The organism is Clostridium saccharoperbutylacetonicum N1-4(HMT), assembly GCF_000340885.1.
In the GTDB taxonomy this organism is placed as follows: domain Bacteria; phylum Bacillota; class Clostridia; order Clostridiales; family Clostridiaceae; genus Clostridium; species Clostridium saccharoperbutylacetonicum.
Genome location: NC_020292.1, coordinates 82,270 through 94,460, shown reverse-complemented (window position 1 = coordinate 94,460; position 12,191 = coordinate 82,270). Strand labels below are relative to the sequence as shown.

At 30.6% G+C, this 12,191-nt stretch carries 9 protein-coding genes and 1 pseudogene; all 10 read right to left on the bottom strand.

Annotated elements, in window-relative coordinates; translation table 11 throughout:
* Nucleotides 1-149 precede the first annotated feature (149 nt).
* Nucleotides 150-500 carry a hypothetical protein gene (locus CSPA_RS28750; protein WP_015395934.1) on the bottom strand — a complete coding sequence of 117 codons (351 nt, stop codon included), beginning with the start codon at nt 498-500 and terminating at the stop codon, nt 150-152.
* 52 nt (nt 501-552) lie between these two features.
* Nucleotides 553-927: a hypothetical protein gene (locus CSPA_RS28745; protein ID WP_015395933.1), complete on the bottom strand. Its 375-nt coding sequence runs from the start codon at nt 925-927 to the stop codon at nt 553-555.
* A gap of 1 nt (nt 928) precedes the next feature.
* Nucleotides 929-2,443, bottom strand: a complete 1,515-nt coding sequence (locus CSPA_RS28740; RefSeq protein ID WP_015395932.1) for a phage tail protein — start codon at nt 2,441-2,443, stop codon at nt 929-931.
* Nucleotides 2,443-3,906, bottom strand: a complete 1,464-nt coding sequence (locus tag CSPA_RS28735; protein WP_015395931.1) for a hypothetical protein — start codon at nt 3,904-3,906, stop codon at nt 2,443-2,445. The genes CSPA_RS28740 and CSPA_RS28735 overlap by 1 nt, the downstream gene beginning before the upstream one ends.
* Entirely contained in the window at nt 3,906-5,429 is a 1,524-nt protein-coding gene (locus CSPA_RS28730) for a hypothetical protein (protein ID WP_015395930.1), read from the bottom strand. The genes CSPA_RS28735 and CSPA_RS28730 overlap by 1 nt, the downstream gene beginning before the upstream one ends.
* Complete coding sequence (locus CSPA_RS28725; RefSeq protein ID WP_015395929.1) at nt 5,429-7,285, bottom strand: hypothetical protein; 1,857 nt, start codon at nt 7,283-7,285, stop codon at nt 5,429-5,431. Before CSPA_RS28725 ends, CSPA_RS28730 begins: the two co-directional genes overlap by 1 nt.
* A 12-nt stretch (nt 7,286-7,297) precedes the next feature.
* The gene (locus tag CSPA_RS28720; RefSeq protein ID WP_015395928.1) at nt 7,298-8,782 is read right to left on the bottom strand and encodes a glycine rich domain-containing protein; all 1,485 of its coding nucleotides are present in this window, start codon (nt 8,780-8,782) and stop codon (nt 7,298-7,300) included.
* Nucleotides 8,782-10,104: a hypothetical protein gene (locus tag CSPA_RS28715; protein ID WP_015395927.1), complete on the bottom strand. Its 1,323-nt coding sequence runs from the start codon at nt 10,102-10,104 to the stop codon at nt 8,782-8,784. Before CSPA_RS28715 ends, CSPA_RS28720 begins: the two co-directional genes overlap by 1 nt.
* Nucleotides 10,097-10,774 (bottom strand): hypothetical protein, encoded by a 678-nt coding sequence (locus CSPA_RS28710; protein WP_015395926.1) that lies wholly within the window; start codon nt 10,772-10,774, stop codon nt 10,097-10,099. The genes CSPA_RS28715 and CSPA_RS28710 overlap by 8 nt, the downstream gene beginning before the upstream one ends.
* A 263-nt stretch (nt 10,775-11,037) precedes the next feature.
* Nucleotides 11,038-12,147 (bottom strand): annotated as a pseudogene (locus CSPA_RS28705) (glycine-rich protein); the annotation flags it as partial.
* Nucleotides 12,148-12,191: the final 44 nt, after the last annotated feature.

Sequence of the window (12,191 nt, the reverse complement as noted above, 5' to 3'; positions counted from 1 at the left end):
TATCTCTTCTTTCTAAAATATTTTATGCGTGGCTTAGCCACTATTAGCTTTAAGACCAATAATAAGCAGCTGGATAATTCCAACTGCTTATTTTACACTCTTGCCTTAACATTGTTAATGTTGTTTTAATTTCCAGCTTTGTTAGAATCTTAACCGTTAGTGCTGCTAGAATCAGTTGTACTAGTAGTAGCAGTAGGATCAGTTGTAACTCCACCAGTAGTATTACCAGCTTCATTTGAATGAACATGGGCATCAAATTTTGCTTGTAATGCATCTAATCCCTTTTGTAAAGCTGCTACATTACCTGAAATATCAGATAGAGCTTTAATTTGATCTTCTGTTAAGTTAAGACCAGTAAACGCCTTTGTTAGATCTGCTACTGCATTATCAAGAGTAACAATTCCAGCTTCAATATGGTTTAAATTTTCAGCATTAAGCTTTGTTCCAGGTATGTCTTTAGATTTATCTCTATCAACCCATTTAAGTGCTTGATATGACATAAAATCACCTCTTTGATTATAAAATTAGATTCCGTTTATATTCAGCATGGTTTTATGCATCCTCAGAATCTATGTCTCCGCAATAACTTGCACCACATTCTGCATTTCCACAATATGCTCTAGGTGCGTCAGAATAATCAGAAAGTGAGTCCAAAATTTCTTGGAGAGTTTTTTCACCATTGTCTGTTTCGACTATGATATTCGACGCTTTAATGTTAATCAAATCGCCTTCTGTACATAATATACTGCCATTATATAATAGTTTGTCATTACTATTTTTAGAAAGATTTTTTATTATATCCTTCTTATCATATATATCTATTAACTGCTCTTTGGTATAAAATCTAGTGATTAATGATTTGCTAAAACTTTTAAGATATTTTTCTACTACATTAACTATTGCATCTTTTATATTTATTTGAGCCATTTTACATTCCCACCTCATTCCATATCTCTGCAACTCCATTATCAGCTTCGGCATCTGTAATATTAAAAGCTTCTACATTCATAGAACCAGATTTTACCCCTACTATTTTGCTTATCCTAGCGTTATATGAAGTCCAAGCAGAACCAATTGTAGAATCAATATAAGTAAGCTTTTTTTCTCCAATTGTGAATCTGATATTATAATAACCATTCACATATTGAAAATAACTAAGTGTTTCAGTGGGACTTATTTCAGAAACATCAATTACAGTCATGCTTTTATCCAAACCATTGTTTATATCTCCATATACATATAAAAACTGATAGTTGTTTATATAATCACTTAAGACATAATCTCCAACGCTATTTGCTGTACCTTCAAATAAAGTCTTGGTATCAAAGCCAGCATATTGTGGTGAATAATTCATAAAATAAGTTGGTTCAAACTTTATACAAAATAATACACCAATTTGTTTTCCATGTGTGGTGTTAGTTGTATCTGTTCTAGTAACCAATGATGAATCAAGATCAAATCCTCCACCAGATGAACCAAAACCACCACTCCCCCAAGTGTAAGTTCCAGTATTCTTCTTTGTAACTGCACCTGAAGCACTTCCATCACTTTTAAGTATACCAACATAACTACCAGTTACTTTTTGCATTTGGTCATCTTTGAATTGACCGGCTGTATAAACATCATGTGAAGCAATAGTCTTTGTTGTATTTTGTTCAGCTCCCACTGGAACAAGTTCTCTCATATCTGGTACAGCCAATGTCGTTACGCCATCACCACCAAAGTAATTTATACTTCCAAATTCGTTTAAAAAATAATTAGCAAGTTTTTGATAATCAACTATATTATATACGCTACCATCACAAGCTAGATAATGTGGCGGAGCCTTTAATCCCATAACTGACATTATGTGACCTACTGGGGTATCCTGTATTCCAGATTCTTTATCTATTTGCTGTGCTGGATCTATTAATACTGTTCTACCTATTTCTATTACTTCCAGGAAAGCACCTATGCCTACAGCACTACTTGAGTTTGTTGTTCTGTCAACTCTTGCAGCTATTTGCATATCTGTATCACAATGTATAACTGCTGTACAAGTTGTATTCCAAACAGAATCGCCTCTAGCACCTGTTGCAACTTCTTTTGAATTTGTTATATCATAAAAAAACTTCCAAGCACCACTACTTTCATGCAATGAATATTTAAGAGAATATGTCTTTCCTTTTTTTAAAGTAACAATTCCGTTTTTTATAGACAATCCTTTAGCATCACCAGCTTGAACGAAAGGTATATTTTGTCCTACCGTAAATGAGGCATCAGCTGAAAGTTTACAATATATATAATCTAGATCTTCTCCTATAATACTTCTAGTGTCTATATTAGCCATTTTTTTATCTATTTCAGCTTTATTATAGAATCTTGAAACTAATGATTTACTAAAATTAGTTAAATATTTTTTAACTACATTTGTGATATTAGTATTTATATCTATTCTGTTCATTATAATCCCACCCCACTCCATATTGATGTAATATCAGAATCTACTGCTGAATCTGTTAACGCTGCATCTGGTGCTGTTGTTATTATGTCTTGGTAAGGATTATCGTAATCAAAGCCTGTGGCTGTTATTTTAAATACTCTATTTGAAGTATAATATTTATTTGATAGACTTACAGTAAATGTTGTATTTGTTTTAAATATAACATCAGCTTTGTGAAATGCCCCACTACTTTCCCAATAAAATATTGAGTAAACTTTCCCTAATACTGGCTTATATATTTTTTCTGATATGCTGTTGGTATTAGCACCATTATATAAAGCGTCAGCTTCTATTAATACATAATCAAAATTATCTAAGCTATCAGTTAAATTATATACAGTTCCAGCAGTATTTGCTGAACCATCAAACAATACACTTGTCTTTACACTATCTTTAAAGTAATTAAAGTAATAAGGCTGAGCCATTTCTTTTATTTTGAATGAACATAAATCTTTACTTATAGCAGTTATTCCAGCAGATGAATTTATTCTAAGGGACACATAAATATCTTTTTGAGGGTTAAAGATTGTACTTAAGTAAGGCTGAGAAATATATCCAGCACCATAGGTTGTAGAGACTCCTTCACATATTCTCAAATAACAACCATCTGTTTCGTTATATAAACCGAATAAAATATATCCAGTAGATGTACATGGCGCATAAATTGATGCTTCTATTTCATATATCTTTCCAGATTTTAAAAGAACTTTATTGTTATTTATTTGCATATTTCCTATATTCAATTTATCAAATGTTATTATAGATCCAGATGAATTTGATGACTGATCAGCTGACATTAAGAAATCCCCATATTCAAAGTTTATATTCTTACCATTTTCACAAGGATCTATTATTGTATTTCTTCCAATCTCTTGTATTGTAAGCTCACAATAATCTGTAAATACCATAGTTCCTTCCCTATAACTTACCATAACTGTAATATAGATATCTTTGGTAACTTCTATTGAATAAGAACCACTTCCACTTATAGTTGACCCACTTATAATTGTTTTTCCAACACTAACTGAATCTGTAACATTAAAGAATTGAAAGTCAAATCGCGCATTGCTTGTTGCAAAAAAATTAAGGTTATAGCTTTTTCCTTTTTCCAATTTAATATAACCATTTGAATCCACTATAAGATTGCCACTTTTAATTTTAAAGGGTATCTTATAATTTGCAGATAGCGTAGGATTGACCCCTGTTTTTGATGTATCTATATCAAAAGATCCAAAACTTAATTTTGATCCAATAATGCTTCTTGTATTTAAATTATCTATATCTGTTTGAATTGCTGGGATAGGTAATATCATAGTATCTACTTGCTTTTTTGTGTAAAATTTAGAAGCTAATGATTTACCAAAACTGACTAGATATCTTTTTATTATTTTAGTAACAGCATCTTCAAAATTAATTTTTGCCATTAGATTCCCACCTCACTCCATAATGAATTTATGTCTGTGTCTACAGCTGAATCTGTAAGTACAAATTCATCAACTGTTGTAATAACATCTTGGTAAGGATTTTCATAAGTATAACCTATACCTTCTATTCTAGTTACAACAGGATTTGTCCAAGGACTTGATGCTGTCCCAAAACCATATGTCATTATTTTTGAACTTTTAAAGAACAATAACAAAACTGATTTTAATGTTGTATCGTTAAGCATATCAAACCATAATCTTTTATTATTAGTGTCACCTATTGCTATTGTATCAACAGGAATCATATCTGTTTTAGTTTGAGTTATGGCTGTAGTTCCAGATGCACTATTGCCTGTTTGCCATGATATTAATAGATATTTATACTTAGTTATATCATCGCTCAAAGTATAATCTCCGACACTTGCAGCATTTCCACTAAACAATACATTTGAAGCTATACTATCCTTGTAATAATTAAAGTAATATGGTTGTGCTATCTCTTTAATGATTAAATGTGTAGTTGCACTAAATAAAACTGCAGCGCCACTTAATGTATTTATTTTTATTGATATATAGGTGTCCTCAGTAGCCTTAAATATTGCATTAGAATTTTGGTTTGATATATATGCTCCACCAGATACAACCCCAACCCCAAAACCTAGATTAATCCAGTTACTATCTGATTCATTATATATACCATAGGATAAGGAGTTACTGCATTCACCACACACTTCTGCTGATATTTCGTATGTTTTGCCGGCTTTTAATAATACTTTATTATTAAGTAAAGCCATATTTCCACTATATACTGTATCAAAAGCTATAATTCCACCAGCTACAAGATTGCTTCTTTGATCAGCTGATAATCTAAAGTCTCCATATTCAAAATTTATATTTTTTCCATCTTCGCAAGGGTCTATAATGGTTGTCCTATTGACTTCTTGTATATCAAGAAAAGTAAATCCGTCAGTTATTTCAGCACCTGTTGCACTATTTACGCCAGTAATATATATGCCTACGTTTATGTCTTTTTGTGCTGCATCTATATATGCAATAGCTTCTTGTTGTCCTTCCCAATATGAATAGCTATTTATAGTTGCTGCTACTCCAACATTCACTGAATCCGTAAAGTTCCTTATCATATAGGAAGCAAAACCAGTATTTGTGACTGTTGCGAATCTTATAGATCCTCTCACTTTATAATAAGAACCTTTTGGAAGAGTTATAGTTCCATCTGCATTAAGCGTAAAATCACCAGATATTTTTGCACCCATTTTTACTATACCTGTAGTAACACCACCAGTAATTTTTGTTGCCGGCTTATATAATCCTGTCTTCAATTTACTTCCTATAACACTTCTTGTCTTTAAATTATCTATATCTGTTTGAATTGCTGGGATAGGTAATATCATAGTATCTACTTGCTTTTTTGTGTAAAATTTAGAAGCTAATGATTTACCAAAACTGACTAGATATCTTTTTATTATTTTAGTAACAGCATCTTCAAAATTAATTTTTGCCATTAGATTCCCACCTCACTCCAAACTGAATTTATATCTGCGTCTACAATTGAATCTTGAACTATAAATTCATCAACCGTTGTAATAACATCTTGATAAGGATTTTCATAAGTATAGCCAATCCCTTCTATTTTGTATATTTTTACACCTGTCCAACCATTTAAGAATATAGACGTCAAATTCATAGTTTTATTATTTTTAAAATAGTAGAATAGTCCATATCCTGAACCATTTCCAGGTGCATAAGCTGAATTACAAAATTGATTACTAGCAGTATAATCTATATCAGATACTTTTATTATATTTGAAGCTGTTCCATGATTAGGTGTTAAAGTATTTTTAGAATAAACTATCAAATGATCATATTTAGTTATATCATCTAACAATATATAATCTCCTACTTCATTTGCACTACCTTCAAACAAAGTTGTAGAACTTATGCTATCTTTATAATAATTAAAGTAATAAGGTTGAGCTATTTCTTCTATAACAAGGTAAGCACCTACCCAATGTGAAGCGTTTGCAGCTATTTTAAAATTTATTACAGTATCAATTGTAGGCTCTAAAATAAATGTTGAGACTGGTGATGATTGTGAATCACCAGTGTACGTTGTAGGATACGCATATGGTAAATCTTCTAATACATTTCCATTAGAATCACATACATTGAAATCTATAATACCATTAGTTGAATTTCCAGCATTAGAATAAGAAAAATCAAACTTATATTTTTTATTGGCATGTAATGTTATTAATCCCTTTTCCTGATTTGAACCAGTAGAAGCACTCATGTTTCCTTTTATCATATCCAGTTCTAAATGATTTTCAGGTGCTAAATTTGATGATTGGTTTGCTTTAAAATAACCATATTCAAATTGTATCTTTTTAGCATCCTCTGCAGGATCTATTATTACTTGTCGATTTATTTCCTGGACTTCGATATAACATTCATAACTTGGAAGAGTCACAGGATTTGTAGAACTATACCAAGTTATATACATCCCTATTTCACAATCATTTGTTGGAACATAATAGCTTTTCCCAGGATGACTTGCATTAACAGATATAGTAGAATGACTATCAGAAACGATCGTTAATCCCTTTGAGTTAGTATAATCATAAAGTCCAAAATCCAAACCACTTGTAAGATTTATTGTTCTTGCTCCAAATTCTATTTTGTATTTTTTCCCGGCTTTAAGAAGTATTCTTCCGTTTGAATTTAATGTCATATTAGAGCCATTAGCTAAGTTCATTGGAATCATTGCTCCATTTGCATTAACAACAAAATCAGAATCTCTTGTAAATAGACCATAATCTAATGAACTCCCAATAACACTTCTATTTTTTAAATCGGTAATTTCAGCTTCTATACCAGAAGTATCAAAATCAGCTACAATCTTTTTACCATTAAATAAAGGATTATCATCTTTATCAACACTAAATTTATCAAGTACCTCTCGATTATCATGAGTAGCCAAAGTCGTATTCGACTCTACTTTGGTCTTTAAATTGTCAAAATCCTCTGTTGTCACATAACCTGAAAATTTAAGAGACAATGCATCAACTGCATCATTAAGGGTTTTAATATCCTTAGAATTTTTGCTATCTAAATCGCTTATTTTATCAGATATATTATTATCTAGTTCTTTAAGTTTTTGATTTACTTCATCAAAAGTTATACCTGAATTTATTGATTTAAATTCTAAATATCCACCTTTACCATCTGTTAAAAAAAACTTTAAATCCCTTGTGACTAAAAGCTGCTCTTCGCCTTTAGTAAGACTTCCCGAATAGCTTGCCACTCTTTCATAATCGCCAATCTTAACAGGACTTTTCAAAATTATATATTTATTTTGCATTTCTTCACATCCTTAAAATTTATCCAATGTGTTGATTGTATAAGCAGCGCTTTCACTTGATAATTTATTTACAAATACTGCATCATAGTCTTTATGAAATACTATATATGCTTTATCAATAAAATCATCATATACATCAATACTATAATCTTTTATCTTCGTATACTTATCATTTCTTCCAAATAGCTTTATTGTTTGCAATTTAGCATCAGTTGCATCAAATTTGAAATTTAAAAAGAAGTCATATTTTAGTATCTCTTTATTTAATATACCACAGCTTTTCCGTAAATTATCTTGATCGTCTCTATTATAATCAATAAAATAATCTAATTTATTTTTATCTGGAGAGGTTATATCAATAAATGTATGATCCAAATTACTAGTTAATGAAGTAAATTTGTCTTTTACTTTTATAGTTGTTTTAGCTAATGATATATTAGATGGTTCATATATCATTTTTAATTCTCTGTCATCTAAACTGGCTTGTGTAAATGCACAGATCTGACATTTAGAGAAATCAAGTATATCTGATGGATATAACGTTTTTCCATTCATTACAAATGGTTTATTCAGATCATCAGGCTTTGTAATTGTATAGTTATTTAATATATATTCTATAGTTACACTATTAAATTTTTTATTGTGTATATCAAAAAAAGCTTTTTGTGGAATATAATATGCCCCATCTTTTTTTAATAGATAAAACATTTCATAGTCCTCATATGTTATAATTGCTTTTCCATTACCATTGTTAACTCCAGCTATAGCGGTGGGATTTAATAATGAACCATAATATGATGAGCCACCACCAGCACCTCCATGACCACTACCAGCACCTCCGTACCAGCCACCGCCACCACCACTTTGAGTGTTAGCACCACCTACTCCAAATCCTCCATTTATACTATCACTTTTGAGTATTCCGTTTTGATACCATCTGTAACTTCCGGCACTTGTTTGAGTTCCTCCAGTACCATAACCATATCCATAAGACATACCACCAGAGTTTTGTCCCGCAGTTGTTCCGTCTGTACCAACTAATCCTCCCCCGTCTCCACCAGAACCATAACCATATCCATCATCCCTAGAATTTGCTCCACCACCACCTCCAGCCACTAATACTCTACTTTGCAATCCAGTTAAGGTATCCCAAGCTCCAGAGCTGGTTCTAAAATCTGTTGCACCTCCACCTGGCGCTCCATATAATGATTGACCACTAAGTAAGCTTCCTCCTCCATTATATCCTCCAGCATCAGAAGTTGAATCAGCTGCATTAGTATCTCCACCTTGACCACCTACATATATATATATAGTTTGTCCAGCTAACAATTTTATATCTCCAGAAGCATATCCACCTTTTCCACCTCGCTGACTTGTAGATCTAGCCGAATTACCTCCACTTGCACCATATGCTTCAAGTGAATACCTTCCATTTAACGGAGCTGTAAAAGATTGTACTCCACCAGTATAATTAAATATTAATGTTTTTAAAGCCATTAAAATCCCCCCATGGTATCTTTAATAATATTTTCTTTTCCACAAGTAAGTTTTTTAACAACTAAATTAGTAACATGCTCAGGAACTACAATAGTAGCTTTGCTTTCAGAACCACATTGAATATTTACTGGAATATCTACTTTCTTATATTGAGGAATAATTTGCTCTGTAAATCCATTAAATATTTCATTATCCTCTATGTGAATATATATATATTTATATGCTGTATCAATTTCATCTATATATTTGCAATTATTAATAACATAGTCTCTAATAAAATAATTATCTATATTATCAATATATACTTTATTGTAATTCTTATTATCATAGTAATTGAACCATGTTTTTAAATCATTAGAAAATAACATCTTGTGTTTCCCTGCTGTTTTTATATTTTCATACGTATAGCCTAAAACATTTAATAATAGAAAAGCATTGCTGCTTATTGGAATATTAGCTGACGAATATTCTCTTAAAGTAAGAAATACAATTTTAAATGGAGAAAGACTATGCAGATCATTTATAAATTCAAAGTCTTCTATATTGAATCCATTTTCATATTTCATTTCTGTTTTTATTAATGTTCCATTATAACATGAGTAGCATATACCATCATCAGATAGTACGAACATTTTAGTACCATTCCAAGGATTACTTCCAGAATAAACTCCATATAAGCTATTATCTCCAGTAATAAGTAAAAATTCAAAGCCATATGTTTGATTATATAAAGAATTTGTTTCTATATTATTTGGAACAGATGAAATTCCAAGGTAATTAGTAGTGCATTTATTTAAAGTACATGCTCCTAAAACTATGGGATAACCGCGATCAAAAAAAAATGAGCAGGAATTAAATGACTTATTGCATACAAACATAGCTGTGTTGTTATGAAAATAAAACAGTACTTCTGTTGGAAATACCCCGCTAGGGGATTTTGTAAAAAATACATTATTAAATACAACTGCCTTTGTATCACTTGTATATATTACTGCTCTTACATCTCCATTATAATTATTACACGGCCTAACTACACATTTGTTTATAGTCATTTCATTTTTAAAACCAGCATTACAATAGCAATATTGAAATTCTATAACTGTAGAAAATCCATTTCCATAATAATTTATTACATTGGTAGTCAAACTCATATCAACAGCAGCATACATTTTATGTACACCTCTACTTAAATATATATCAATTTCACCCATTGATGCTGTAATCATTGTTAGTGCAAAAGATATCGTTGCAAAAGGGTTAGCTTTGCTTCCATCTCCAGTAGTATCACTTCCACTTAAGCTAACATAAAATTTTTTATTCATTAAGGAGTGTCATCCAATACAAATCATAATCCTTTAATGTTGTAATATTATCTACTAATTCTACTGGAAGATAATCAGTTACATATACATTATATCCATTTACTGTATTTTCTTTTTGAAGTGTTAAAGAAACGGAGGTTTTTGGTACAGCACCATCATCAGTTATTTCTACATATCTAGGATCATATTCTAATAAATCCTTTGTTGTTGTATTTATATTTATAACTTTATGCTCAATAGGAGTCCCTTGCTCCGTTTGTACATAACATTGAATCAAAAAGTCACTTCCATCACCTTTAAGTGGAATAGTCACAGCTTGACCAGCCACAACATCTTTAAAAACAAATTGCTCCACATTATTTATATAAATAGAATCCCCTGTTGGTCTCATATCTGCAGAATTAAAATCGGTCTTAAGCTCATCATAATTATTATCAACCTTAGCTGATAAATTACTGATAATGCTATTTGCAGTTTTTATATCTGAAGTATTCTGACTTATAATTTGATTATTATTTTCTATTTTAGTACTTAATTCTTTATTGTCGAAATCGACTTTTACCTCTAAATTAGAGATCTTAGAATTTAATGCAGTAAGTTTGTTTTTAAGATAATCATATAATTTAGTAGAATAATAAGTTAATCCACTATTATCCAAATATTTTTTCATTAAAGAACCACTCCTTTACTTTTCAAATAAGTATGAAGATACAAATTTAGCTCACTTGATATTTTTTTAGTAGAATCAATGCTCTAATTTTCAACAGCATCTGAACTGATTGAATAATAATTTATTAATTTTCACTTGTTTTATCTGTATTTAATATACTGCAATTCTTATATGATTTGGTTTCATCATAATCAAAAAAATAATCTATTTTTGTTTATTGGGATCATAGATGCAATTGTTTTAAGTATTTTTAAAAATTTCCTCTAAAATTTATCTAATGTATCAATTGTATAATCCAATGATTGTTTTTCAATCATATTTACAATTACTTCCTCATAGTTTTCTTTGAAACTTATGAGCATTTCAAAATTAAATTTACTATATACATCAACATTAGTGCTTTTTAGTTTAATATATTTATCATTATTTTTACCATATAATGTTATTGAATTAAATAATCCATCATATGAATTAAATTTAATATTTAAGTAAAAATTATTAATTGCAATATCATCATGTAATACACTACAATTTTTATATATTACGCTTTTATCACTATCATTCTCAATATAGTAGTCCAACTTAGTTTTATCCAAAGTACCTATGTCTAAATAAGAAATATAATCGTTAGGACTAAGTTTATATAAATTTGGCTCATATTTTATTTTTATGTTTGTTTTTGATAGTGCAGTTTCTGATGGAATATATGATAAGGATATCTTGCTTAGAAGTGCATCATTTAAAGGCATTAAACACAATTGATACTGCATTAAATCTATAAGTTTGAATGGTGTGTATATTTTAGTATCTATAGAAAATGTATTATTTAAGTGATTGTATTCTATTAGACTAGGATCTTCATTTATCTGATTCATAACATCAACTAATGTTACTGGCAAAAATGTATTTGTGCTGGGATTGAAATATTTAGCAATTGGCATGTAATATTCCTCATTCTTCTTTAAAAACGATATATAACTTATTTCTTCATATGTTATTACTACTTTTCCATTACCAGAATTTATGCCAACTGTTGTTTGAGGTTCTAGCAATTTTCCATAGTATGATGAACCTCCACCGCCATAGTAACCACTACCACCTCCGCCAGAATCGTAGTTATTTCCATTACCACCGTAACCAAATCCACCATAATTGGGGCCAGCACTTGATATTTGAGATGCACCACCACCACATCCACATCCCGTACCAGCATTTCCACTAAGTCCACCTCCGTTACCTCCACAAGCGCCTTGCAATCCATCATCTGACCCACCACCGCCAGCCCCAACTATAATTCTCGAGCTTAATGACGATATGTCATTCCAATTACCGCCTATAGTACGAACATCAGAAGCACCTCCTCCTCCAGCATCTCCAGGATTATCTGCACCATTCTATTTTTATTTTTTATGTACCT

Coding starts and splice junctions, on each gene's coding strand:
- CSPA_RS28740 (WP_015395932.1), bottom strand. CDS start 2,443: ATGAACAGAATAGATATAAATACTAATATCACAAATGTAGTTAAAAAA.
- CSPA_RS28730 (WP_015395930.1), bottom strand. CDS start 5,429: ATGGCAAAAATTAATTTTGAAGATGCTGTTACTAAAATAATAAAAAGA.
- CSPA_RS28750 (WP_015395934.1), bottom strand. CDS start 500: ATGTCATATCAAGCACTTAAATGGGTTGATAGAGATAAATCTAAAGAC.
- CSPA_RS28710 (WP_015395926.1), bottom strand. CDS start 10,774: ATGAAAAAATATTTGGATAATAGTGGATTAACTTATTATTCTACTAAA.
- CSPA_RS28725 (WP_015395929.1), bottom strand. CDS start 7,285: ATGCAAAATAAATATATAATTTTGAAAAGTCCTGTTAAGATTGGCGAT.
- CSPA_RS28715 (WP_015395927.1), bottom strand. CDS start 10,104: ATGAATAAAAAATTTTATGTTAGCTTAAGTGGAAGTGATACTACTGGA.
- CSPA_RS28735 (WP_015395931.1), bottom strand. CDS start 3,906: ATGGCAAAAATTAATTTTGAAGATGCTGTTACTAAAATAATAAAAAGA.
- CSPA_RS28720 (WP_015395928.1), bottom strand. CDS start 8,782: ATGGCTTTAAAAACATTAATATTTAATTATACTGGTGGAGTACAATCT.
- CSPA_RS28745 (WP_015395933.1), bottom strand. CDS start 927: ATGGCTCAAATAAATATAAAAGATGCAATAGTTAATGTAGTAGAAAAA.